The sequence below is a fragment of the Plantibacter sp. LMC-P-059a genome, assembly GCF_030209505.1.
Taxonomy (GTDB): domain Bacteria; phylum Actinomycetota; class Actinomycetes; order Actinomycetales; family Microbacteriaceae; genus Plantibacter.
On the sequence record NZ_JARVRZ010000004.1, the window covers coordinates 573,090 to 597,505 of the forward strand.

Here is a 24,416-nt window from a genome sequence, read left to right on the forward strand (position 1 = left end):
CGTCGGCCAGCCCCCGGAGGACACGGTTCGGTCGAGCGTCGACGCGTGTCCGGCGGGTGGATCCGCGCCTGTCGGCGGCGCTCATTCGGCTCGGACGGCGAGGTAGGCGAGCACCGCGGAACCCGGCGTCCCCGGCTCGGCGAAGATCGTCGTCAGCTGATGACCGGGCCAGTCGGGGACGACGAGGTGCTGGTACTGCAGTTCGACGGTGCCGAAGTCGTCGATCGAGGCCCGGAGGGGAGCGCCCGCGAGCGGCCGGGCGTCGTGCCGCGCCCAGAGACGGGTGAACAGGGGACTGCGGCGCGTCAGTTCGTCGACGATCTCCTGCAGTCGCGGGCTGCTCGGATCGCTGGTGTAGCGGAGCGCTGCGACCACGTTCGGGGCGTATGCCTCCCACTCCGGCGCGACGGCGCGGATCCGGTCGTCGAAGTACCCGAGCACGTCGTTCTGCCCGACGTCGAGGAGGCCGCCGCCCACCTGCCGGGCGAGGGCGTTGGACGCGACGATGTCCCGGTTGCCGTCGGTGATGTAGGCACCCGTGTCGGACCAGTGGTCGAGGAGGGTCGTGTCGGGCACCGGCCGCCCGGCGGACGCGGGCGGGTGCGACTCCGACGGCAGGTGCTCGGCCGGGAAGAGGTCGACGTCGTAGGCGAGCCGGAAGAGGTAGTCCATGGCGTGCTCGTCCAGCTGGAGGGCGCGCCCGATGCCCGCGAGCACCGCCTCCGACGGGCGCTGGTCCCGGCCCTGCTCGAGGCGGAGGTAGTAGTCGGCGCTGACGTCCGCGAGTGCGGCCACCTCGATGCGCCGGAGGCCGCTCACCCGTCTACCGTCCTCAGCGGGCAGGCCGGCGTCCTCCGGCCGGACCAGACCTCGTCGAGTGGTGAGGTATCGGCCGAGGGCCACTGCCCGGGTGATCACGTCGTCCGCTCCTGCACGGGGTCCAGGCGGCCGGTCAGAGTCCGCGGGACACTGCGGCGGCCGCGGCGAGCCAGGCGCGCTGGGTGTTCGACCGGAGGGCGTCGTGGCGGATGACCCCGTTCTTCAGGGCGGGATCGAACGGGACGACGACGACGTCGCGGACGTAGGGACGGAAGTCCTCGGCGTACGCGTTGGCGATGGAGGTGTCCTTCGCTTCGGCTTCGGAGACGATGACGACGGCGTTGCGCGCGAGTTCCGCACCCCGCTCGCTCACCCGGCTCACGGCGGTGAGGGTGAGCCGTGCGCCCTCCTTCTTGTCCTCGACGGTCGTGGTCGGGATGACGAGCTGGTCGGTGAGTTCCACCATGCGCCGCCAGTTGGGGGCGCCGGCGGAGTTGCCCGAGTCCATCACGATCAAGCGGTAGTACTTGGCCAGGACGCGGTGGACGAGGTCGACCTCGTCGGCGGTCACGACGTGTTCGCCGTCGGCCGCGGAGCGGAGGACCTCGTACTTGTCACCGGGCTGGTGGTGCACGAAGCGGGACAGGTCGGCGCGCTCCGCACCGGGGGAGAGGAGGTCACCGGCTGCGGCAAGGAGGTCGAGCACGGTCGAGTCGTGTCCGCCGTGCTCGGTCCGCCAGCCGAGCGTGCCCATGGTCTCGTTGTTGTCCCAGGCGGCGACACCGCCGCCGCCGTAGCGGGCGAACACCGACGACAGGTTGACGACGGTGGGCGTCTTGTTGGCCCCGCCCTTCTGGTTCGCGACGGAGATGGTGCGCCGCCTCGGGAAGTGGCGCGACACGGCGTTGACGTCGTCGCGTTCGGCCCGCTCGTTTGCGGACGGCGGCATGGAGAACCCGAGCTTGTTGAGCAGGCCGGCGAGCCCGTGCTGGGCCGGACCGATGGTCGGCGGGGCGAGGAAGGACGGCGCGTCACGCAGGTCCCGACGGGCGGCGGGCGCTGGCGTCTGCCCGCCCGTGGGCTGTTGCGGGGCGACGGGCGGCTGGTGCTGCGGCGCCTGCTGTCCGGGGGCCGGCTGGCGCTGGGTGGGCGAGGTCGGCGCGGCCTGCTGCGTGGGGACGGAGCGCTGCGCGGACATCGGCTGCGGCGCGCTGGGCTGTGACGCGCTGGGCTGGCTCGGGATCGGCTGGAACGGCGGGGCGTCGAACGTCGGTTGCTGCACGGCCGGACGCTGGGGCGGGACGGGCTGCGCCGGCGTCGTCTGCGCGGGGACGCGCGCCGGCGCGGGTGGCGGCGTCGTCGCCGATCCGGGCTGGGCGGGCGCCCCGGGCGGAGCCTGGATCAGCGTCACCCGGCGACTCGCCATGGGCGGTGCGGGTGCGGCGGGTGTGCCGCCCCGAGCCGGTGCCACCGACTGCGGTTCCTCCTGCAGTTCGCCGTCGACGCCGACCAGCAGCACGGTGACGCTCGTGGGATCGGTCACCGTCACCCGGATCGGCCGACCGGAGGTCCTGGCCTCGGCCTGCATCAGCTCGACGAGCTGGCGGCGGGCCGTTCCGGCGTCGGTGGCCGAAAGGTACCGCTCGGCGGTGCCCACTCGGAACACGCCGGAGTTGTCCGCCAGCAGCGAGGCCGTCATCGGCGGGAAGTCCTGTATGGAGGTCTTGTCGATCATGCTCAGCTCCTTCGCGGCGGGTGTGAACCCGTCACCACTATGCCTTAGTACAACGCATGTCGGATATTTGAGCGGAACCGAGACCCCCTCACCGATCGCTGTCGGTGCGGTCCCCGAGGCCGACGTACATCGATCGGTGGAGCTCGGCGACGTGCTCGGAGGCGAGGCGGCTCGCGGCGGCCACGTCGCCACGGCGGAGGGCGTCGACGAGCAGGGCGTGCTCCTCGTTCGACGCGCGGAGGTACTCGATCCGGTAGGGGATGAAGTAGGAGTACAGCTCGCGGGACACCCGGTCGTGGAGCTCCGCCGCGCCCGGTACCCCTGCCGACGCGGCCAGCTCGGCATGGAAGGCCGCGTCAGCCTCGCGGAACCGACTCCAGTCGGGCTCGGTCCGCATGGCCGCCACGAGTTCGTCGAGCCGACGTATCGACGCCACCTCCGACTCGGCCGCGGCAAGCGCCGCCAGCCCGGCCTCGAGCGTCGCCCGCTGGTCGATGAGCGCATGCACGTGGACGGCGTCCTCGCGGTACGCGGCGATCTCGGGCACGGTGCCCACCGTCGGCGCATCCGCGATGAACGTTCCACCCGTGTTGCCCTGCCGCCGGACGACGACGCCCTCCTCGCTCAACGCCCGGTACGCGCGCCGCACCGACATCTCGCTGACGCCGAACGCCCGAGCCGCCTCCTCGGGAGCCGGAAGCCGCTGACCGGGCACCAGCATCCCGAGTTCGAGCGCCAGCGAGATGCGCGCGCGGACGGTGTCCACGGCGGTCGTGCGCCGGATCGCTCCGAGCGAGGGTGAACCCAGATCCATGTCGCCCTCGTCTCGTGTCATGCCGGCGCAGCGGCGGTGCGTCAGCTCGCGGTCGGCTGCTCGGCGCTCGCCGCCGCCGTCGTCGCGCCGTCCGGCTCGGCGTCCAAGGGGAACCGCTTCCCCATCACGATACCGACCAGCATCGCCACCACGGGGATGAGGGCGAGGACGACGCTCACGGCGACGCTTCCGCCCGTGACGAGGGTGAAGTTCGACAGGACGAGCCACAGCGCGAAGGCGAGACCCACCACCGCGAGGATCGGGAACACCCGTGCACCCCAGGCGCGGCCGGCGACGAGCTCGGGTCGGCGCGCGAAGAAGACGAGGACGGCGATCGAGGTCGTCAGCATCAGCAGCACCATCCCGACGGTCGCCACCCCCGCCATGGAGCCGAAGACCCCGACGAGCGGGTCGAGGCCGGCGAGCGCGAGGGCGGCGAGGACGATGGCCGCCGTCACCGTCTGCACGATCGAGGAGGTCGAGGGTGAGTGGTGTGCCGGGTGGCGCCGGCCGAGACGGGCGGGCAGCACCGACTTCTGCGCGAGGGTGAACTGGTAGCGCGCGATGACGTTGTGGAACGAGAGGACGCACGCGAACAGGCTCGTGATGAGCAGGACCTGGACGACGTCGCGCATGATCGGCCCGAGGTAGGTGGTCGTCGTGTCGAGCAGGAGGTTGCCTTCGCCGGCGAGCGTCTGCTGGGCGACGGCGACGGCGTTCCCCGCGCCGATGCCCGTCACGAGCGCCCAGCACGAGATCGCGTAGAAGACGCCGATGATGATCACGGCCAGGTAGGTGGCCCGTGGGATGGTGCGCTCCGGGGTGCGTGCCTCGTCCCGGAAGACGGCGGTGGCCTCGAAGCCGATGAAGCCCGTCAGCGCGAAGAGGACGGCGACCCCGATCCCGCCGGTGAAGATGTTGGCCGGGTCGAAGGTCTCCACGGCGATGCCGTCCGCGCCGCCGGTCGCGAAGATGACGACGTCGAGCACGACGACGACGAGGATCTCGAGGGTCAGGGCGATGCCGAGCACCTTGGCGCTCAGGTCGATGTGGCGGTAGCCGAGCACCGCGACGATCGCCATCGTCGCGAAGGAGTAGAGCCACCAGGGCAGGCTCGGGCCGCCGAAGAAGGTGACGAGGTCGTCGAGCGCCCAACCCATGTAGCCGTAGACGCCGACCTGGATCGCCGTATAGGCGACGAGCGCCGTGAACGCGGAGCCGAGGCCGAGTCGAGAGCCGAGCCCGGCCGTGACGTAGGAGAAGAACGCGCCGGCCTCGCGGACGAACGGCGTCATGGTCACGAAGCCGACGGAGAAGACGAGGAGGATGACGGCGGCGAGCGCGAAGCCGATCGGGGCCCCGGCGCCGTTCCCGGTGCCGATCGCGATGGGGACGTTGCCGCCGATGACGGTGAGGGGTGCGGCGGCGGCGATCACCATGAAGACGATGGAACCGGTGCCGAGCTGGCCGTCGAGGCGCTGGCGCGGCTCGGCGATGGGGTTGACGGTCATGAGGTCACTTTCCGGGGGAGTCGGGGGACTCGGGAGGGGGAGCGGACGGGGTCGTTCAGTACAGCTCGGCGCGGCGATCGGCGAGGTAGGGGTTCTCCTGCCTGGCGCGTCTGGTGGCCTCCGGATCGATCGTGGCGATCATGAGGCCGGTGGAGTCCGCGTCGAGGGCGTCGAGGACGACGCCGTCCGGGCCGACGATGCTGCTGCGGCCGACGTAGGTGAGGTCGCCTTCGGACCCGACGCGGTTGACGTAGACGAGGGGGGTCTGGTTCTCCCAGGCGCGCACCGGGATGAGGCGCTCGGCGATGTGCGCGTACGGCTCCATCTGGGCGGTCGGGACGATCACGACGTCGGCGCCGTCGAGGGCCGCCGCGCGGACGGTCTCGGGGAACTCGACGTCGTAACAGATGAGCACGGCGATGCGGACGCCGTGCAGCTCGACGATCGGCGGCAGGGTGTCGCCGGCGACGAAGAGGTGCCGGTCGAGGTCGCCGAAGAGGTGCGTCTTCCGATACCGGAGCAGCTCCGTGCCGTCGGCGTCGATGAGGACGAGCGCGTTCGCGACACCGCCCGGGACGGGTTCCGGCAGACCGGCGAGGATCGCGATGCCGACCTCCACGGCGATGGACGCGACCCGGTCGACCAGCTCGGGCGTGGCGAGCGGGGCCAGGCGGTCGCCGAGGTTGTAGCCGGTGACGAACATCTCCGGGGTGACGAGGAGGTCCGCACCACGTTCCGACGCGCGTCGCGCGGCGTCGGCGATGAGGTCGAGGTTCGCCTCGACGTCTCCGAGGACGCCGTGGTGCTGCAGTCCGGCGACGGTCAGGGTCATGGCGGTGGTACTCCTCGGGTGGGGCGGGCGAATGTGTCCAGTAAACAGCTCAAAGTGATCTGTTTGATGTCCATCGTGTTGCAATCGGGTTTCGCCCACAAGAGGCGGGCGACATACTGGGGGCGTGTTCCCCCTCCCTGTCGACGTCCCGATCGTGCTCGGTGCCTTCGGCGGTCTGTCCTCCGTCGAGCTCACCGCGACGGTCGGTGAGCTGGGCGGTCTCGGCTCCTTCGGGCTCTACGGCTACGACGGCGAGCGCATCGAGCAGACGGCAGCCGCGCTCCGCCGGCGGACCGACGCCCCCTTCGCCCTGAACCTGTGGCTGCCGACGGGGGACGAGGTGGATGCCGAGGGCTCCGACGCCGCCTTCCAGGCCGCCGTCGCAGCCCTCCACCCCGTGTTCGACGAGCTCTCCCTGGACGAACCCGTGCGCCCACCGCGGTACACCCCGCCGTTCGACGAGCAGATCGAGGCGGTCCTGGAGGCGCGACCGGCCGTGGTCAGCTTCGTCTTCGGGGTCCCGCCCCGTCGGGTGGTGGAGGCCGCACACGAGCGAGGGATCGCCGTCGTCGGCACGGCGACCACGGTCGCCGAAGGACTCGCCCTGCAGGAGGGTGGCGTCGATGTCGTCGTCGGTACCGGGATGGAAGCCGGCGGACACCGTGTCTCGTTCCTGCGCCCGGCCGAGGACTCGCTCGTCGGCCTCGTCGCCCTCATCCCGCAGCTCGTCGACGCCCTCGACGTCCCGGTGATCGCGGCCGGTGGTATCGCCGACCGGCGCGGTGTCGCCGCCGCGCACGCGCTCGGTGCGTCCGGCGTCCAGGTCGGCACCGCCTTCCTCCGCACGGGTGTCTCCGCCGCAACCGACCAGCATCGTGCGGCCATCGTCTCGACACCGGCTGACGGCACGGTGCTGACGCGAGCGATGAGCGGTCGGCTCGGCCGGGGCATCCCGAACCGGGTGCTGCGCGAGATCGAAGCGTCGGGGGCCATCGCTCCGTTCCCGATCCAGAACTGGCTGACGGGCCGGTTCCGCACCGTCGCGTCCGAGCGTGGTCTCGCAGACCTCCAAGGGTTCTGGTCAGGTCAGGCGGCGCTCCTGACGCGTGACCGGCACGACGCCGCAGCGGTCTTCGCGGAACTCGCGGCGGGTCTGCCGGTCCCACCCAGGCGACCCTGACCCCGGTCGGCACCACACGCAGGACCGCGTAAGCTGGAGGGGACTTCCTGCAAGAGATGAGACGTTCACCGTGCCCAGCATTCCGTTCGACGGCGCCAAGCACGATCGGTACTGGATGGTCCCGATCCTGCGCGCGGTGGTCGCGCTCGCCACGGCAGGGGTCGTCACGTTCACGCAGGGGCACTCCTCGCAGTTCGGGCTGATCGTCTTCGGCGTCTTCGCGCTGCTCTCCGGCGCGATCGTCGCGGTGTTCGCCTTCCCGAACTTCTCCGACACCGTCACCCGTGCGTTCTTCCTCGGTCAGGGCGTGATCGGCGTCGTCACGGGCGTGTTCGCGCTCATGGTCAGTGGCGGTGGCCTGAGCATCTTCCTCTACGTCGTCACCCTGTGGGCCGCGCTGACCGGGTTCCTCGAGCTGTACAGCGGCATCCGTTGGCGCGGACGCCTCGCTGCGGCGAAGGACTGGACGGCTGTCGGTGCCTTCACGGTGCTGCTGGCCCTCGCGACGCTCCTCGTTCCGCCTGGCCTCGAGCAGCGTTTCGCCGCCCCGGGAGGTGTCGAGGGTGTCCTCCGTGCGGACATCGTCGTCGTCGGCCTCGTCGGGGCTTACGCCGCCATCATCGGCGTCTACCTCGTCATCGGCGGGCTGTCGCTGCGGTGGGCGGGCAACCGCCCCGCTGCCGCTCCGGCCTCCGACGACACCAACGGCACGGTTGGAGCCGCATCATGAGCAAGCCCAACCGAGACGACGTCCTGCGTCCCATCGAACTCCTCGTGCTCTCAGGCGTGATGGGCGTCTTCACCGGTGTCGTCGTCCTGATGTCCACCCGCGAGATCGTCCTGTCGCTGATCGGGCTCGGCATCGCGTTCATCGCCTCGCTCGTCGTGCTGGCGATGCTGGCGCTGGCCGTGAAGCCCGACTTCCAGGAGAAGCTCGACCTCGACGAGCAGGACGGCGACGACAAGCGTCCGCCGCGGCCCTCCGGCCACTGACCCGCCGGCGCCCGGTCCCGGTCCCGGTCCCTGAGTCGCCCCTCCGGTCCCTGAGCTTGTCGAGGGGCCGCCCCGTGTTCCCCGATCCGGCCCCTCGGTCCCTGAGCCTGTCGAAGGGCCCCGCTCCCCGAACCGACTCCGGTCCCTGGGCTTGTCGAAGGGCACGCCCCGGTCCCTGAGACTTCTCGGTCCCTGAGCCTGTCGAAGGGCCGCCCCGTAGCAGGCTCGGCGCCCGGTCTCCCGGTGCCGAGCCCGTCCGCGTGTCCTACGGCAGGTAGTCCACGAGGTCGTCGGACAGCCCGAGGTACGTCGCCGGGGTGAGCTCCAGCAGGCGCTGCTTGGCGGCGTCGCCGATGTCGAGTCGGCCGACGAACTCGACGAGTTCCGCCTGGCCGAGCCGCTTCCCGCGGGTCAGCTCCTTGAGCAGCGCGTACGGGTCCTCGATGTTCGAGCGGCCGGCGGTCACCTCGGCGCGGATGACCGTCTGGATCGCTTCGGCGAGCACCTCCCAGTTGTGGTCGAGGTCGTTCGCGAGCACGTCTTCCGCGAGGTCGATCTGGCCGAGCCCGCCGAGGATGTTGTCGAGCGCCAGCAGCGAGTGGCCGAAGCCGACGCCGATGTTGCGCTGGGCGCTCGAGTCGGTGAGGTCGCGCTGCAGGCGGGAGGTGACGAGGGTCGCGGCGAGGGAGTCCAGGATCGCGCTCGACAGCTCGAGGTTCGCCTCGGCGTTCTCGAAGCGGATCGGGTTCACCTTGTGGGGCATGGTCGACGAGCCGGTGGCTCCGGCGACGGGGATCTGGCGGAAGTAACCGATGGAGATGTAGGTCCAGATGTCGGTCGCGAGGTTGTGGAGCACCCGGTTCGCGTGGGAGATCTTGCCGTAGAGCTCCGCCTGCCAGTCGTGGGACTCGATCTGCGTCGTCAGCGGGTTCCAGTCGAGGCCGAGGCCCTCGACGAACTCCCGGGAGATGGTGGGCCAGTCGGCTTCGGGGTCGGCGATCACGTGCGCGGCGAAGGTGCCGGTGGCGCCGGAGAACTTGCCGAGGTACTCGTTCGCCTCGATCTGCCGGGCGATGCGCTCGAGTCGGTAGACGGTGACGGCGAGTTCGCGACCCATCGTCGTCGGGGTCGCGGGCTGGCCGTGCGTGCGGGCGAGCATGGGGACGGCGCGGAAGTCGACGGCCTTGGTGCGCAGGGCGTCGAGCACGAGCCGGAGCTTCGGCAGCCAGATGGACTGGACGGCCTGCGACACGGTGAGCGCGTAGGAGAGGTTGTTGATGTCCTCGCTCGTGCAGGCGATGTGGGTGAGTTCCGCGATGCGGTCGAGTCCCAGCTCGGACAGACGGTGGCGCACGAGGTACTCGACGGCCTTCACGTCGTGGCGCGTGACGGCTTCCTTCTCGGCCAGCCAGTCGATGTCGGCCTGCCCGAAGTCCAGGTAGAGGGCCCGGAGCCGCTCGACCTCGACGGGCGAGAGCGGGGAGGACCCGAACATGGAGTGCTCGGTGAGGTAGATGAGCCACTCGACCTCGACCTGCACGCGTGCGCGGTTGAGGCCGGCCTCCGAGAGGTATTCGCCGAGCGCCGTGACGGCGGGGCGGTAGCGGCCGTCGAGCGGGCTGAGCGGCTGGGCGGGGAATTCGGTCATGGGGTGGCTCCCTGGGTCAGTGCTGGTTCGAGCTGGTGGAAGAGGGATCGGCAGGCGTGGTCGATCATGCCGAGGACGGTTTCGAACATCTGCTCGTCCGAGTAGTAGGGGTCTGGGACGTCGCGGGTTCCGGCGGTGTTGTCGAAGCTCAGCAGCAGATGCACCTTCGAGCGGTCGGCGTCGTCGCTCGCCCAGGCGCGGAGGATGCGCTCGTGGCTGCGATCGAGGGCGACGACGAGGTCGTAGCTGTGGAAGCGGTCGGGGTCGAACTGCTTGGCGCGGTGCGCGGTGGCGTCGTGGCCGTGGGCTCGGAGGGCGGCGACGGTCCGGTGGTCGGCATGCTCGCCGACGTGCCAGTCGCCGGTGCCCGCGGAGGAGACCTCGACGAGCTGTTCCAGACCGGCGGCCGCGACGAGGTCGGTGAACACGCTCTCCGCCATCGGGGATCGACAGATGTTGCCCGCGCAGACGAAGCACACGCGGAACGGGGTGGTACCGGGGTCGGCCTCCCCGAGGGTGTTCATGCGTCTATTCTGGCCGACCGCGCCCGGGCCGTCGAACTGTTCCCGTCAGACTCCTCCACACCTCGCCGCCGGCACGGCCGCTCCACAACGCGAGGTCGCACCGGCATGGCCGCTCGATCGGTTCGGCAGAGTCGACGACAACACCGGCAGCCGTCCGGGCGGAGAGGAGGTTCCTGATGGGAGACGTCACGGAGACCATGTGCAGTGTCGATCGCGGGGCGGAGGACGCGACCGCGGTCCTTGAAGGGCGAGCCCGATGTCTCGAGGACGTGCTGTTCGAACTGAACACGGAGCTCTTCCGGTTCGTGCAGGCGCGCGCTGGCCAGGAGTGGGTCGGATCGGCGGCCACGCAGTTCTCCTGGTCGGCGGACGAACTCACCACCGTGCTCCGTGAGTCGGCCTCTGCACTCGATGAGGGGCTGAGAAGTGCCCGGGGGGCGGCCTCGTCCATGGTCGACGGAGGTGGGGCATGAGCGACGACATCACCATTCGCGGCGGCGGCGTCGTGGCGGTGGACACGGAGGAGCACCTCCGCTTCGCCGCCCTGCTCCTGGAACTCGGCGATTCGTGCGCGAGCTGGGCGGACCGCGCCGAGTCCGTGTCGACCGATGACTTCTCCCGCGTGCCGCTCGGCCCATCCGTCGTCCCCCAAGCCGACGCCAGGGCGGGGAGTGAGGCGGCGGCGAGGGCGGCCGCTCACCTCCGCCATGCGAGTGAGGACGCGACGCGGTTGGGAGGGAACCTGATCCTCACAGCGGAGAACTACGGACAGATCGAGCGGCAGGTCCAAGCGCTGTTCACCTTCGCCGGGGGCGTCGCCGGGTGGGCCATGGGCGCCTCGCCGCTGATCCCGCTCGCGATCCTGACCGCCGTCGGGGAGGTCGCGCTCATCAGGACAGCGTTCCGTGCGATCGTCGGGCTCTTCTCGTCGGAGGCCGTGGAGGACATCGACGAGGCCTCGGCTCGGTCGATGCGCGAGCTGGTCTCGTCACCTGCGTTCGTCGCCCTCGTGCGCGGCATGGTCTCGGGGTCCGACGAGTTCCTCATCGGGTTGTTCGGCCTCCCGGTCATGCTCGACGCCAATCGCTTGCGCGAGCAGGGGATCACCGGTGTCGCGTTCGCCGCATCGGTTGCGGCCAGCGTCGCCCAGTACGCCGGTGTGTTCACGCCTGCCCCGGTCCAGGCGGTCGAGGTGAAGACCAAGGGGTCGGAGCAGCGCCCCGCCCCTCCGACCACCTACGAGGAACTGGTCGAGCGCATGCCCCACGGCGGTGCCGATTCTCCCCAGATCCGCATCGAGCGCTACCAGGACGCTTCAGGAGCCGACCAATGGATCGTCTGGACAGGCGGGACGATCGAGGCCGGCTTCCCCGAGTCGTCGACGGAGCCCTGGGACAATCGCAGCAATGTGACCGCCGTCGCCCACACGGATGCCGAGAGCCTGGAGGCGACGCTGCAGGCCATGCGGCTCGCAGGTATCCCCGAGGGCGCCTCCGTGCTCCACGTCGGCTACTCCCAAGGGGGCATCGTGGCGTCCGGGATCGCCGCCAGCGGCCTCTTCGACTCCACCCTCGTCACGTTCGGGTCACCCGTCGAATCGTTCGAGTTCGATGACGACCTCGCACGCACCCATGTCGAACACACCGAGGACGTCATTCCGGCGCTCTCCGGCGAACGACGCGACTCGCTCAACGGAGGTACCGTCGTTCAGCGGTCCCTGTACGACGGAGGCACGCCGCCTCCCGGCGACGACCCGCTCCCTGCGCACAACCTCGATCGCTACCGCGAGACGGCACGCCTCATCGATCAGTCCTCCGAGGAACGGCTCACACCGGCGATCGATCCGCTCGCCGGGCTCACGGGCACCGGGGAAGCCCACCAGTACCGGGCCGACAAGGTCCTGCCGTGACCGTGGCGTCCGCGCCCGTCAGTCGCGCTTCTTCGGGCGGATGACGATGCCGAGCAGCCAGTTCACGATCGAGATGACGATCGCGCCGAGGACGCCCCACCAGAACCCGTCGACGCTCAGGCCGAACCCGAACCAGCCGCTGATGCCCGCGGTGATGAGGAGGAGGAGCCCGTTGATGAGCAGGCCGATCAACCCGAGCGTGAGGATGTACAGGGGGAACGCGAGCACCTTGATGACCGAGCCGATGATCGTGTTGACGATCGCGAAGATCAGCGCGACCAGCGCATAGGTGAGGACGATCTCGAGCGTGCCGCCCGGTGCGTAGGGGGTCATGTGCACGCCCGAGACCAGCAAGGTCGTGACCCAGATGGCGAAGGCGTTGGCGAGCAGGTTCAGCAGAAAACGTCCCATGGGGGCCATCCTCCCACTCCCGGAACGTCCACGACAGGGCCGGTCTGGGCAAGCGCACTGCATTCCGCCGCGGGTATCCGTCGCGCCCTAGACTCGTCGGGTGAGTGAGAACCCGCCTACCACCGCCCAGCCGGCCGCTCAGCCGGGCCGGAGCCCGGTCCGTCTCCGCCCCGAGATCGCCGATCTGCCGCCCTACCGACAGGGCAAGCCCGCAGCGCCCGACGCGTTCAAGCTCTCCAGCAACGAGGTCCCGTTCCCGCCGCTCGACGCCGTCCTCACGGCGATCACCGACACCGCGGCACACGCCCACCGCTACCCCGACGGTGCGGCCTTGGCGCTGCGCACGGCGCTCGCCGAAGCCAACGGCGTGACACCCGAACGCATCCACATCGGCGCCGGTTCGGTCGCGCTGCTCAGCCAGTTCATCACCGCGACCGCGGGTCCGGGCGACGAGGTCGTCTTCGCCTGGCGGTCCTTCGAGGCCTACCCGGGTCTCGTCACCGTCGCCGGCGCCACCTCCGTCCCCGTCCCGAACCGGGCCGACGGCTCCCACGACCTGGACGCGATCGCCGACGCCGTCACCGAGCGCACCCGCGTCGTCATCGTCTGCACCCCGAACAACCCGACGGGCACCGTCGTCGGACGTGAGGCATTCGAGACGTTCCTCCGCGCGATCCCCTCCGACGTCCTCGTCCTCCTCGACGAGGCCTACCGCGAGTTCGTCACCGACGACGACGCGGTCAACGGGATCCCGCTCCTCGACGCCCACCCGAACCTCGTCGTGCTCCGCACTTTCTCCAAGGCCTACGGACTCGCCGGCCTGCGTGTCGGCTGGGCGATCGGTCACGAGCTCGTCCTCGACGGCGCCCGCAACGCAGCCATCCCGCTCTCGAGCACGGCCCCCGCACAGCAGGCGGCCATCGCCGGACTCGCGAACGCCGACGACATCCGTGCGCGCGTCGCCGTCATCACCGAGCGACGCGACGCGCTCGCCGAGGCGTTGCGCGAGCAGGGCTGGTTCATCCCCGAGGCCCAGGGCAACTTCGTCTGGTTCGGCCTCGGTTCGCACGCTGCGGCGGCGAACGAGGTCTTCCTCGCCCACGGCATCGTGGGACGCGCCTTCCCCGGCGACGGCGTCCGCATCTCCATCGGCGAGGCGGAGTCGATCGAGCCGCTCCTCGCCGCGACCGCCGAGATCCTCGCCGCACTGCCGGCCGACCACCCGACACGAGAGGGAGTGCGCTCACGATGAGCCGTTCCGGAGACGACCCCACCGTGCCCAGCGTCCAGTTCATCGACGCCGCCGGCACCTTCGCGCCGAACGAGCACGCGGAGCGATACCAACCGTTCGTCGATCGCCTCACCGAGACCGATCTGCAGCAGTTCTACCGCGACATGGCGAACGTCCGCGCCTTCGACATCGAGGCGACGAACCTGCAGCGTCAGGGACAGATGGCGCTGTGGCCGCCGTCCCACGGCCAGGAGGCCGCGCAGGTCGGTTCCGCTCGGGCGGCGCGCGCGCAGGACCACATCTTCCCCTCCTACCGGGAGCACGTCGTCGCGATGATCCGCGGTGTCGACCCGATCGACATCGTCCGGCTCATGCGCGGCAACACCCACGGTGGCTGGGACCCGGCAGACCCGTCGAACGGCAACATGCACCTGTACACCCTGGTGCTCGCCGCGCAGACGCTGCACGCCACCGGATACGCCATGGGCATGACCTTCGACAAGGTCGTCGGCACCGGCGACCCCGAGCGTGACGCCGCGGTCCTCGTCTACTTCGGCGACGGCTCGAGCTCGGAGGGTGACGCGAACGAGGCGTACATCTACGCCGCCAGCTACCAGACCCCGCAGGTGTTCTTCCTCCAGAACAACCAGTGGGCCATCTCCGTCCCCGTCTCGCGTCAGGCGCGCGAACCGCTGTACCAGCGTGCGGCGGGCTTCGGCCTGGACAGCGTCCGCATCGACGGCAACGACGTCCTGGCGAGCTATGCTGCGGCGGCGAAGCACCTCGACGACGCCCGCGCCGGCCGTGGTCCGAGCCTCATCGAGGCGATGACCTACCGCATCGGTGCGCACACCACGAGCGACGACCCGACCAAGTACCGCACGGATGACGAGCTGCAGTCGTGGATCGCCCGCGACCCGATCATCCGGTTCAAGACGTACCTGCGAGGGCTCGGCGCGTCCGACGCGTTCTTCGCCGAGGTCGACGAGGAGGCCGCTGCCCTCGCCGAGGACACCCGTGTCAGGACCCTGGCCCTCGAAGCACCGGGTCGCGGACTCATCTTCGACGGCGTCTACTCCGAACCGCACCCGCTGATGGCCGAGCAGCAGGCTTGGCTCGAACGCTACGAGGCCTCGCTCGAAGGGGGCAACGCATGACGATCACCACCATGCCGATGGCGAAGGCGCTGAACGCCGGTCTCCGCAAGGCGATGACCGAGAACGACAAGGTCCTGCTCATGGGCGAAGACATCGGCCCGCTCGGCGGTGTCTTCCGCGTCACCGAGGGGCTGCACGCCGAGTTCGGCGGCGACCGCGTGCTCGACACCCCGCTCGCGGAGTCCGGCATCGTCGGGACGGCGATCGGTCTGGCGATGCGCGGCTACCGGCCCGTGTGCGAGATCCAGTTCGACGGCTTCGTGTTCCCGGCCTTCAACCAGATCACGACGCAGCTCGCGAAGCTGACCAACCGTCACGAGGGCAAGCTGCAGATGCCCGTCGTCATCCGGATCCCGTACGGCGGGCACATTGGAGCGGTGGAACACCACCAGGAGAGCCCGGAAGCCTACTTCGCCCACACGGCCGGCCTCCGGGTCGTGAGCCCGTCGACGCCGAACGACGCGTACTGGATGATCCAGGAGGCGATCGCGTCGAACGACCCCGTCGTCTTCCTCGAGCCGAAGAGCCGCTACTGGCCCAAGGGCGAGGTCGACCTCGACGGCTCGGCCGCCCCGCTGCACGGCAGCCGCGTCGTCCGCACCGGCACCGAGGTCACGCTCGCCGGCCACGGTGCCATCGTGAGTGTCATGCTCCAGGCCGCCGAGCTCGCCGCAGCCGAGGGGACGAGCGTCGAGGTCGTCGACATGCGATCGCTGTCACCCGTCGACTACGACCCGCTCGTCGAGTCCGTCCGCCGCACCGGCCGTCTGGTCTACGTGCAGGAGGCGCCCGGCTTCACGAGCGTCGGCTCGGAGATCGCGGCGACGGTCACCGAGCGCGCGTTCTATTCGCTCGAGGCACCCGTCCTGCGGGTGTCCGGGTTCGACACCCCGTTCCCGCCGGCGAAGCTCGAAGGCGTCTACCTCCCGGATGCCGACCGCATCCTCGAGGCGGTCGACCGCTCGTTGGCCTACTGAACATCGAAGGAAGACGAGGAACCACGATGAGTGATCTCCAGTTCGAACTGCCGGACGTCGGCGAGGGCCTGACCGAGGCCGAGATCGTCGCTTGGAAGGTCGCGCCCGGCGACACCGTGTCGGTGAACCAGGTGCTGGTCGAGATCGAGACCGCGAAGTCGCTCGTCGAACTCCCGTCCCCGTTCGCCGGCACCGTCGGCGCGCTGCTGGTCGACGAGGGGCAGACCGTCGACGTCGGGACGCCGATCATCAGCGTGAGCTCGGGTGGAGCCGCGGCACCCGCCGAGTCGACCGCCCCCGCACCCGCCGGAGCGACCGAGTCGGAGGCCGCCACCTTGGCCGCAGACACCGCTGCGAGCGTGTCCCCGGCCGAGGAACCGCGCCCGGGTGCCGTGCTCGTCGGGTACGGCAGCGCCGGCGCGACGTCCAGCCGTCGTCGTGGACGCGGCGCGACCCCGGTGATCGAGCCGGCGAGCCCTGCCGTCACCCCGACGCCGCCCGTGCGCCGCCAGCCTCCGACGAGCATCCCGGCAGCCTCGGCGCTGCCCGTCATCGCGAAGCCGCCGATCCGGAAGCTCGCCAAGGACCTCGAGGTCGACCTCACGACGATCGAGGGCACCGGACTCGCGGGCGAGATCACCCGCGACGACGTCATCCGCGAGGCCAGCCAGGCGAGCGTCTTCCGCAACATCGAGACGCCGGAGTGGGCGGACGAGCGCGAGGAGCGGATCCCCGTCAAGGGCGTCCGCAAAGCGATCGCGACCGCCATGACCCGCAGTGCGTTCACCGCGCCGCACGTCTCCCTCTTCGTCGACGTCGATGCGACCCGCACGATGGAGTTCGTCAAGCGCCTCAAGAACTCGACGGACTTCGCGGGCGTCAAGGTCTCGCCGCTCCTCATCATGGCGAAGGCGATGATCTGGGCGGTGCGGCGCAACCCGACAGTCAACAGCGAGTGGACGGACCAGGAGATCATCGTCCGCCACTACGTCAACCTCGGTGTGGCTGCCGCGACCCCTCGCGGGCTCATCGTGCCGAACGTCAAGGAAGCGCAGGCGATGAGTCTGCTCGAGCTCGCACGGGCTCTCGAGACCCTGACGCTGACGGCCCGCGATGGGAAGACGCCGCCGGCCGATCAGCAGAACGGCACGATCACGGTCACCAACATCGGTGTCTTCGGCATGGACACGGGAACCCCGATCCTCAACCCGGGCGAGGTGGGCATCGTGGCGCTCGGCACGATCAAGCAGAAGCCGTGGGTCGTCGACGGTGAGGTGCGCAGTCGCTTCGTCACGACGCTCGGTGCGTCCTTCGACCACCGGGTCGTCGACGGCGACGTCGCGAGCCGCTTCCTGGCGGACGTGGCCTCGATCATCGAGGAGCCGGCGCTGCTGCTCGACTGAGTCCTCGAGGCCGTGGACCTGCGGGGTTCCTGAGACGGCAGACCGGCGATTTTGAGAATCAGTATCAATAGGCGTAGCGTTGGGGCTCTCACCCCGATCGAGAAGGTTCATCAATGCGCGCTCGCACCCTGCTCCCGGCTCTCGCCGTCCTCCCGGCAGCCGCCCTCGTCCTCGCGGGCTGCTCCGGCAGTCCCGCCGCGAGCTCCACCGACGACGGCAAGATCAGCATCGTCGCCTCCACCAACGTCTACGGCGACATCGCCTCGAAGATCGGCGGGAAGGACGTCGAGGTCACGTCACTGATCACCTCGGCCGCCCAGGACCCGCACTCCTACGAGGCGAGCACGCAGGACCAACTCTCCATCAAGAACGCGGACGTCGTCATCGAGAACGGTGGTGGCTACGACCCCTTCGTCGACACCCTCCTCGACGCCGCGAAGAACACCTCCGTCGAGGTCGTGAACGTCGTCGACCTGTCGGGCCTCGCCCCTGACGACGACCACGCCGACGACGAGCACACGGAAGCGGCGCACACCGACGAGGCCCACGCCGACGAGGACGGCCACGACCACATCGAGGGCTTCAACGAGCACGTCTGGTACAGCCTGCCCACGATGGCGAAGCTCGCGGACGAGCTGGCGAAGGAGCTCGGCGAGCTCGACAGCGCCAACGCCGACACCTACACGGCCAACGCGAAGTCCTTCACCGACTCGCTCGCCACGATCGAGACCGCACAGGCGGCCATCAAGACAGCGCACGCCGGCGAGGGCGTCGCCATCACCGAGCCCGTCCCGCTCTACCTGCTCGAGGCCGCCGGTCTGAAGAACCAGACCCCGGAAGCCTTCAGCGAGGCCATCGAGGAGGGTACGGACGTCTCCCCGACCGTCCTCAAGGAGACGCTCGACCTCTTCAGCAGCGGAACCGTCGCCCTACTTGCCTACAATGAGCAGACGAGCGGCGCGGAGACCGAACAGGTCAAGACCGCCGCGGAGAACGCAGGCGTGCCGGTGCTGTCATTCACCGAGACCCTCCCGGACGGCAAGGACTACCTCTCGTGGATGACCGAGAACGTCGACGCCGTGGCGGACGCCCTGGGTCGATGACGAGCGGATCCACGGATTCATCCGGCCCCGTCGACGTCCTCGCGCTCGCCGGGGCCGAGCTCGGTTTCGGCGGACGCACCCTCTGGAACGGTCTCGACCTCTCCGTGCGTCCGGGTGAGTTCCTCGCGGTGCTCGGCCCGAACGGCTCTGGCAAGACGAGTCTGCTGCGGACCATCCTCGGGCAGCAGCAGCTGGACCGAGGGACCATCCGCGTCGCCGGCGGACCGGTGCACCGCGGGGACCGCCGCATCGGGTACATCCCGCAGCAGAAGCTCATCCCAGCGGGCACACCGATGCGTGGCCGCGACCTCGTCGCGCTCGGCGTCGACGGCCACCGCTTCGGACTGCCCATCCGCTCCGCCGCGACGAGGCGCCGGGTCGACGAACTCATCGCGTCGGTCGGGGCGAGCTCGTACGCCGACGGACCGGTCGGCACGCTGTCCGGCGGCGAGCAGCAGCGGCTCCGCGTCGCCCAGGCGCTCGCGGACGACCCGATCCTGTTGCTCTGCGACGAGCCGCTCCTCAGCCTCGACCTCCAGCACCAGCGGGGCGTCAGCGAGCTCATCGACCGCCGCCGCCGGGAGCACGACACCGCGGTGGTCTTCGTGACGCACGACGTCAACCCGGTGCTCCACATGGTGGACCGCATCCTGTACCTCGCCGGCGGCAGCTTCCGGGAGGGGACGCCGGACGAGGTCCTGCGGAGCGACGTGCTCTCCGAGCTCTACGGCACACCGGTCGACGTGCTGCGCAGTCACGGACGCGTCGTCGTCGTCGGCATCCCCGACAGCGAGACGCACCATCACCATCACGATGAGGATCCGCGCACCGGCGCCGTGGGGGTGGGCGCATGAACGCCGACGACCTCTGGGGACGGCTCTTCAACTTCCAGGACTACGGCGCGCTGCTCGAGCTCGTGCAGAACTCGATCATCGCGGGCGCGGTGCTCGGCATCGTCGGTGGGCTGATCGGTGTGTTCGTCATGCAGCGCGACATGGCGTTCGCGGTGCACGGCATCAGCGAGCTGTCGTTCGCCGGTGCCGCCGGGGCGCTGCTGTTCGGCGCGAACGTCGTCATCGGTTCGCTCGCGGGCTCGCTGGTCGCGGCGATCCTCATCGGGCTGCTCGGCGCGAAGGCTCGCGACCGCAACTCGATCATCGGCGTGCTCATGCCCTTCGGCCTCGGGCTGGGGATCCTCTTCCTCGCGCTCTATCCCGGCCGCAGTGCGAACAAGTTCGGGCTCCTGACCGGGCAGATCGTGTCCGTCGACGACCCGCAGCTGGGACTGCTCATCGTCATCAGCATCGTCGTCCTGGTCGCGCTCCTCGTGCTCTGGCGGCCGTTGAGCTTCGACAGCCTCGACCCGGACGTCGCCGCGGCGCGCGGGGTGCCGAGCCGGTTCGTGTCGCTCGCCTTCATGGTCCTGCTCGGGCTCACGGTCGCGGTGTCGGTGCAGATCATCGGAGCGCTGCTCGTGCTCGCGCTGCTCGTGACGCCCGCCGCCGCCGCGCTCAGGGTCTCCTCGTCGCCGTTGCTCGTGCCGCTGTTGAGCATGCTCTTCGGCTTCGTGTCGGCCGTCGGCGGCATCCTGCTCGCCATCGGCGGGTCGCTGCCCATCAGCCCGTACATCACGACGATCTCCTTCCTGATCTACCTCGTCTGCCGCATCCTCGGTTCCCGCAGTTCACGGAGCCGGGCCAGGGTGTCCCGTCGCGGCGGGGCTCGGAGCGAGGCCGGCCCGATCGGTGACCGCGTCGAGGTCGCGCCGTGAAGGTGAACGGCGCGCCTGGAACGCAGCGCCCGCCTTCGGAGCGTCCTCCAAGTGGTTCCCGGGTACCCTTGAAGCGACAGGCAGGAGCACCCGTGGCGAAGCGCAACACCTGGCAGCGTGAAGCTGTCCGCGAGGCCCTCGGTGGCAACGACGGATTCGTGAGCGCCCAGGGGCTGCACGCCGAACTCCGCGACACCGGCTCCCCGATCGGGCTCGCCACCGTCTACCGCGCCCTGTCCGACCTCGCGGTCGAAGGCGAGGCCGACTCGCTGCAGTCGCCGGAAGGCGAGAACCTCTACCGCGCCTGCACGCCGGGCACCCACCACCATCACCTCATCTGTCGCAATTGCGGTCTCACGATCGAGATCGAGGCCGACGAGGTCGAGGCGTGGGCGCGTTCGGTCGCATCACAGCACGGGTTCACCGAGGCCAAGCACGTCGTCGACGTCTTCGGCCTCTGCGAGAACTGCTCGGCGGCGGCCCAGCGCGCGTGAGGCCGCAGTGAGCAGGACGACCGGCACCCTCGGGGTCGACGACGACTGGACCGCACCCGACGACGACGGTGCGGAGCACTGGGGTCGCACGGAGGGCCGCGATCCGCGGAACCTCCGCACCCCGCTCCTCATCGGCGCGGCACTCGCGGTGGTCGTGGGGCTGTTCGTGCTCCGCGCGCTCATGCCGCTCGGCGAAGCCCTCACCCCACCGACGGCCGTTCGCGACTTCGTCACCCTGACGCTCAGCGTCGTCGTGGAGTCCCTGCCGTTCGTCGTCCTCGGCATCGTCCTGTCGATCCTCGTGCAGATCTGGTTGCCGGACGGCTGGCTCGAGCGGTGGCTCCCGTCGCAGCCGATCCTCCGCCGTGCCTGCATCTCGCTCCTCGGCATGTTCCTCCCGGTGTGCGAATGCGGCAACGTCCCGCTCGCCCGAGGGCTCATCGTGCGCGGGTTCACGGTGCCGGAGTCGATCACGTTCCTGCTCGCCGCGCCGATCCTCAACCCGATCGTCATCGTGACGACGCATCAGGCCTTCGGTTGGGACGGCGGCATCCTCGTTGCCCGTCTCGTCGGCGGCTTCCTCCTCGCGAACCTCATCGGCTGGCTGTTCAGCAAGCACCCGGACCCGAGCTCGCTGCTCACCCCGACCTTCCAGGCCAGCTGCGAGGTGACGGAGCAGCACGGACACGAGCACACACGCATCGAGCGCAGCCTGCAGCAGTTCGTCGCCGAAGCGCGCGCGATCATGCCGGCGCTCCTGATCGGTTCCGCGGTCGCGGGTGCCGTCCAGGTGCTCGTGCCGAGGGAGGTGCTGGTCACGCTCGGTGCGAACCCGGTGTGGTCGGTGCTCGCCATGATGACGTTGGCCGTCATCGTGTCGATCTGCTCGAACGTCGACGCCTTCTTCGTGCTGTCCTTCGGATCGACGTTCATGCCCGGTTCCATCGTCGCCTTCCTCGTCCTCGGCCCTGTCGTCGACGTCAAGATGCTCGCGCTCATGCGCACGACCTACACGACCAGGACCCTCGTGATCATCACCGCGGTCGCCCTGCTGTTCTCGGCGGCCCTCGGATTCGGAGTGAACGCCCTTGCCTGATCAGACCTCGACCCACGACCACGCGCAGATCCTGGACTCGGCGGGAGCGGACCCGCGGAAGGTCTCGCTGCTCGAGCGGCTGCGGCAGCGCTGGTGGGGCGTCCTGCTCCTCGTCACCGCAGCGGTCTGCATCCTGTGGCTCGCCATGACCGATCGCCTCGGTCTCTACATCCACCCGCGCTACTTCGTGTTCACGGTCATCATGGCGCTGATCGCCGTGGCGCTCGGCATCGTGAGCGTCCTCGTCCACGTCGACACGGAGGCTGTCCCGAAGCGCCGTGGTCGCACGGTGCTGCAGCTCGCTTCGGTGGTGGGCAGCCTCGCCGTGGTGGGTTCGATGGTCGTGCTCCCGCCCTCCACGCTGTCGGTCGCGACGGCGGATCAGCGCTCCGTGAACTCCGGCACGCTCGCCGGCGAGGTGCAGGGACAGGATGCGCAGACGGTCCTCACCTCGAACCCGGACTTCAGCACCTTCGGCATCAAGGACTGGGCGACGCTGTTGCGCCAGACCACCCGGCCCGCCGACCTCGAGGGGCGGGCGTTCACCGGCGTCGGCTTCGTGATCGCCGATCCCGATGCGGCGGGCGTCTTCTACGTCTCGCGGTTCGTCGTGAACTGTTGCGCCGTCGACGCGCAGCCGGTGGGTGTCCCGGTGGAGCTCGACGGGTGGTCGCAGGAGCTGAAGGCCGGCGACTGGGTCGAGGTCTCGGGGACCCTGACCGCTGGCGACGCCACCCACCCGCTCGTGGTCGGCACGGCGAAGGTCGACAAGGTCGCTGAGCCGGCGGACCCGTATGACTACTGATCGACGTTCCGCCGGGCGCGGCCGGTCGACGCGGTCCGACGGAGACCGGAGCGGCTTCGGCCGACTGGTCGCGATCGTGCTCGTGGCGCTCGTCGTCATCGGTGGCAGTGCAGCCGTCGTCGGTCTCACGCAGGGGCCGAAGCTGGTGCGCACGGTGGTGGACCCGACCGGTCTCGTCGAGTCGCGCGGTCAGCGCGTCGTCATGGCGGTGAACCAGCCGATCGCCGATCTCGGAGCGGACCGGGTCAGCGTCGAGCCGGCGGCGGACTTCGACGTCAGTACGGGTGACGGCGGGATCACCCTGGTCTTCCCGGAGCCCCTCGCCTACGGGACGGACTACCGGATCACCGTCGACGGCGTGACCGCTCCGGGCGGTGGGCCGTCGGCGAAGCTGACGACGTCGTTCTCGACGCCGCCGGTCGAGGGCTACTCCCTCGTGCGGGGTGAGGCGAAACAGGGTGGTTCGGCAGCGAAGAAGCCCGAGGACCGGATCATGCGACTCGCGCTCGACGGCGGGGAGCGACAGACGGTCTACCGCGCGGCGAAGATCCAGGAGTTCGCGACGATCGGGGATTCGCTCATTGTCGTGGAGCAGGACTCCGGCGGGCTGGGTCGCATCGTCGTGGTGGACACGAGGGACGGCGCCACCCAGGAGGTGAAGCTCCCCATGGGGGGCATGATCACCTCGTTGCAGACCGCTCCCGCGCAGAGTCGCGTCGGGTTCCTCTTCACGGAGCAGTCGTTCGGTCGGGACGGCGGCGACAACCTGACGCTGTACTCGTTCGAACTGCGTTCGGGGAAGCCGACGGGTCCGGAACGGGTGGGCGGGATCGACGGAGCCGCGGTCGAGGCGGCCGAGTGGTCGTTCGTGCCGCGCACGTCGTCGATGCTCGTGAGGACCGTGGACAACTCGCTGGAGTTGCTGGATCCGGCGGCGACCACCGCTCCGGTGCTCCTCGGTCGAGCCGCCCTGATCTCGAGCTACATCCCGGGAACCACCAAGGTCGTCATCGAACAGATCGACGGCGTGGTGGTGCTCGACCTCGCGACGGGGAAGAGCGAGCCGTTCGTGCTCCCCTCGGTGGCGCCCACCGAGATCCCCGGTCAGCTCGTCGCCCTCACGGAATCCTTGTCCGCCCGCATCTATGCGGACTACGACCGTGCGGCGGGGACCACGCAGCAACGGGTGTTGGCGATCAAGGACGGGGCGACGGCTGTGCTCTACACGCCGGAGCCGGGTGCGGTGATCTGGTCGCTGTGCGCGAGCCCGAACGCGGAGTACGTCGCGGTCGTCGTGGTCCCCGACTTCGCCGATGCCGGCTTCGACGGGTACGCGAACGCGCCGATGCCGAACGGTCCGCAGATCGAGGTCGTCGAGGCCCGCACGGGGAAGGTCGTCGGTACGCAGCCCGGATTCGACCTGTCCTGGTGCGCGGGTACGGGCATCGCGCAATGACCGGTCGACGTGGCCGTTTCGCCCCGGCAGGCGAAAACCGCGTCTTTCCGGGAGACACGCCCGGGATGCAAGCGGAATTTGCCACGATCCCGAGACACACGTAGAGTAATCACTCGTCACCCCAAAGGTGCGGGAAGCGGAAGAGCTTCTCGGCCTCAAGCGGGGACAATCCCCAGCCAAAAGCGAGAACATTTCGATGTTATCGTTTCAAGTCTCGGTTGGATGACCTCCTCCTGGTGTCACTCGTGCTCAGCATGACTCTGTTCGCAGAGCGGCTGAAACGCCGAGTTGACAACAAGCCGGGAAGATGTAAGATAGAGAAGTTGCCCTGCAGGGCGGTCATGATGGCCAAAGGCAGGAGCATCCGATCCTTGAGAACTCAACAGCGTGCACAATGTCAAATGCCAAAAACCTCGTGCAATTGATGCCTTCCTTTTCGGTTGGTTGATGTTGCGGGAGATTCCTTTGGAAAACATTTAAACAAAACAAAGTAAGTCAGTAATGATTTGTTCTGTCAGTTTCAAACTTGCATCGTGTTCACCTATTC

24 protein-coding genes are annotated in these 24,416 nt (G+C 69.6%); 16 read left to right on the forward strand and 8 right to left on the reverse strand.

The annotated features are described in order from the left end of the window. Positions 1-81: 81 nt before the first annotated feature. The 5 genes from QRN27_RS12285 to QRN27_RS12305 form a co-directional block, all read right to left on the reverse strand. Positions 82-918: a helix-turn-helix transcriptional regulator gene (locus tag QRN27_RS12285; RefSeq protein ID WP_350224097.1), complete on the reverse strand. Its 837-nt coding sequence runs from the start codon at positions 916-918 to the stop codon at positions 82-84. A 34-nt stretch (positions 919-952) separates the two neighbouring features. Further along, positions 953-2,554, reverse strand: a complete 1,602-nt coding sequence (locus QRN27_RS12290) for a MinD/ParA family ATP-binding protein (RefSeq protein ID WP_285042461.1) — start codon at positions 2,552-2,554, stop codon at positions 953-955. An 88-nt stretch (positions 2,555-2,642) separates the two neighbouring features. Beyond that, a complete protein-coding gene (locus QRN27_RS12295; protein WP_285042462.1) occupies positions 2,643-3,368 on the reverse strand; it encodes a FadR/GntR family transcriptional regulator in 726 nt (241 codons plus the stop codon). A gap of 41 nt (positions 3,369-3,409) precedes the next feature. Continuing rightward, complete coding sequence (locus QRN27_RS12300; protein WP_285042463.1) at positions 3,410-4,879, reverse strand: APC family permease; 1,470 nt, start codon at positions 4,877-4,879, stop codon at positions 3,410-3,412. A 55-nt stretch (positions 4,880-4,934) separates the two neighbouring features. After that, the gene (locus QRN27_RS12305; RefSeq protein ID WP_285042464.1) at positions 4,935-5,711 is read right to left on the reverse strand and encodes a carbon-nitrogen hydrolase family protein; all 777 of its coding nucleotides are present in this window, start codon (positions 5,709-5,711) and stop codon (positions 4,935-4,937) included. A gap of 124 nt (positions 5,712-5,835) precedes the next feature. On the opposite strand from QRN27_RS12305, the gene QRN27_RS12310 reads away from it, so the two are divergent. The 3 genes from QRN27_RS12310 (at position 5,836) to QRN27_RS12320 (ending at position 7,884) form a co-directional block, all read left to right on the forward strand. Then, positions 5,836-6,891: an NAD(P)H-dependent flavin oxidoreductase gene (locus QRN27_RS12310; protein ID WP_285042465.1), complete on the forward strand. Its 1,056-nt coding sequence runs from the start codon at positions 5,836-5,838 to the stop codon at positions 6,889-6,891. A gap of 70 nt (positions 6,892-6,961) precedes the next feature. Beyond that, a complete protein-coding gene (locus QRN27_RS12315) occupies positions 6,962-7,621 on the forward strand; it encodes a hypothetical protein (RefSeq protein ID WP_285042466.1) in 660 nt (219 codons plus the stop codon). Next, complete coding sequence (locus tag QRN27_RS12320; protein WP_056010480.1) at positions 7,618-7,884, forward strand: hypothetical protein; 267 nt, start codon at positions 7,618-7,620, stop codon at positions 7,882-7,884. Before QRN27_RS12315 ends, QRN27_RS12320 begins: the two co-directional genes overlap by 4 nt. Positions 7,885-8,149: 265 nt before the next feature. Here the strand turns inward: QRN27_RS12320 and purB are convergent, their stop codons facing one another. Both purB and QRN27_RS12330 read right to left on the reverse strand, forming a co-directional pair. Then, positions 8,150-9,532 carry an adenylosuccinate lyase gene (gene purB / locus QRN27_RS12325; RefSeq protein ID WP_285042467.1) on the reverse strand — a complete coding sequence of 461 codons (1,383 nt, stop codon included), beginning with the start codon at positions 9,530-9,532 and terminating at the stop codon, positions 8,150-8,152. Then, positions 9,529-10,056, reverse strand: coding sequence for a low molecular weight protein-tyrosine-phosphatase (locus QRN27_RS12330; RefSeq protein ID WP_056010486.1), 528 nt, complete (start codon positions 10,054-10,056; stop codon positions 9,529-9,531). Before QRN27_RS12330 ends, purB begins: the two co-directional genes overlap by 4 nt. A 176-nt stretch (positions 10,057-10,232) precedes the next feature. On the opposite strand from QRN27_RS12330, the gene QRN27_RS12335 reads away from it, so the two are divergent. Together QRN27_RS12335 and QRN27_RS12340 are read left to right on the forward strand one after the other, a co-directional pair. Continuing rightward, complete coding sequence (locus QRN27_RS12335) at positions 10,233-10,529, forward strand: hypothetical protein (RefSeq protein WP_285042468.1); 297 nt, start codon at positions 10,233-10,235, stop codon at positions 10,527-10,529. Further along, positions 10,526-11,965, forward strand: coding sequence for a hypothetical protein (locus QRN27_RS12340; RefSeq protein ID WP_285042469.1), 1,440 nt, complete (start codon positions 10,526-10,528; stop codon positions 11,963-11,965). The genes QRN27_RS12335 and QRN27_RS12340 overlap by 4 nt, the downstream gene beginning before the upstream one ends. An 18-nt stretch (positions 11,966-11,983) precedes the next feature. Here QRN27_RS12340 and QRN27_RS12345 read toward each other — a convergent pair whose 3' ends face one another. After that, on the reverse strand, positions 11,984-12,376 hold the full coding sequence (locus QRN27_RS12345; protein ID WP_285042470.1) for a phage holin family protein: 393 nt from the start codon (positions 12,374-12,376) through the stop codon (positions 11,984-11,986). A gap of 100 nt (positions 12,377-12,476) precedes the next feature. Here QRN27_RS12345 and QRN27_RS12350 point away from each other — a divergent pair, with 100 nt between their 5' ends. From QRN27_RS12350 to QRN27_RS12400, 11 genes are all read left to right on the forward strand, one after another. Beyond that, positions 12,477-13,628, forward strand: coding sequence for a histidinol-phosphate transaminase (locus QRN27_RS12350; protein ID WP_285042471.1), 1,152 nt, complete (start codon positions 12,477-12,479; stop codon positions 13,626-13,628). Then, positions 13,625-14,764, forward strand: coding sequence for a thiamine pyrophosphate-dependent enzyme (locus QRN27_RS12355; protein ID WP_056780748.1), 1,140 nt, complete (start codon positions 13,625-13,627; stop codon positions 14,762-14,764). The genes QRN27_RS12350 and QRN27_RS12355 overlap by 4 nt, the downstream gene beginning before the upstream one ends. Then, positions 14,761-15,741: an alpha-ketoacid dehydrogenase subunit beta gene (locus tag QRN27_RS12360; RefSeq protein WP_056780751.1), complete on the forward strand. Its 981-nt coding sequence runs from the start codon at positions 14,761-14,763 to the stop codon at positions 15,739-15,741. Before QRN27_RS12355 ends, QRN27_RS12360 begins: the two co-directional genes overlap by 4 nt. Positions 15,742-15,767: 26 nt before the next feature. Continuing rightward, positions 15,768-17,144, forward strand: coding sequence for a dihydrolipoamide acetyltransferase family protein (locus QRN27_RS12365; protein WP_285042472.1), 1,377 nt, complete (start codon positions 15,768-15,770; stop codon positions 17,142-17,144). Positions 17,145-17,257: 113 nt separating this feature from the next. Then, positions 17,258-18,247 carry a metal ABC transporter solute-binding protein, Zn/Mn family gene (locus QRN27_RS12370; RefSeq protein ID WP_285042473.1) on the forward strand — a complete coding sequence of 330 codons (990 nt, stop codon included), beginning with the start codon at positions 17,258-17,260 and terminating at the stop codon, positions 18,245-18,247. Continuing rightward, the gene (locus tag QRN27_RS12375; protein WP_285042474.1) at positions 18,244-19,101 is read left to right on the forward strand and encodes a metal ABC transporter ATP-binding protein; all 858 of its coding nucleotides are present in this window, start codon (positions 18,244-18,246) and stop codon (positions 19,099-19,101) included. The genes QRN27_RS12370 and QRN27_RS12375 overlap by 4 nt, the downstream gene beginning before the upstream one ends. Next, complete coding sequence (locus tag QRN27_RS12380; RefSeq protein ID WP_285042475.1) at positions 19,098-20,018, forward strand: metal ABC transporter permease; 921 nt, start codon at positions 19,098-19,100, stop codon at positions 20,016-20,018. The genes QRN27_RS12375 and QRN27_RS12380 overlap by 4 nt, the downstream gene beginning before the upstream one ends. Before the next feature lie 92 nt (positions 20,019-20,110). Beyond that, positions 20,111-20,512, forward strand: coding sequence for a Fur family transcriptional regulator (locus QRN27_RS12385; protein ID WP_064296039.1), 402 nt, complete (start codon positions 20,111-20,113; stop codon positions 20,510-20,512). A 7-nt stretch (positions 20,513-20,519) separates the two neighbouring features. Further along, positions 20,520-21,608, forward strand: coding sequence for a permease (locus QRN27_RS12390; protein ID WP_502929523.1), 1,089 nt, complete (start codon positions 20,520-20,522; stop codon positions 21,606-21,608). Beyond that, positions 21,601-22,413, forward strand: coding sequence for a TIGR03943 family putative permease subunit (locus QRN27_RS12395; RefSeq protein WP_285042476.1), 813 nt, complete (start codon positions 21,601-21,603; stop codon positions 22,411-22,413). Before QRN27_RS12390 ends, QRN27_RS12395 begins: the two co-directional genes overlap by 8 nt. Then, positions 22,403-23,869: a hypothetical protein gene (locus QRN27_RS12400; RefSeq protein ID WP_285042477.1), complete on the forward strand. Its 1,467-nt coding sequence runs from the start codon at positions 22,403-22,405 to the stop codon at positions 23,867-23,869. The genes QRN27_RS12395 and QRN27_RS12400 overlap by 11 nt, the downstream gene beginning before the upstream one ends. Positions 23,870-24,416 lie beyond the last annotated feature (547 nt).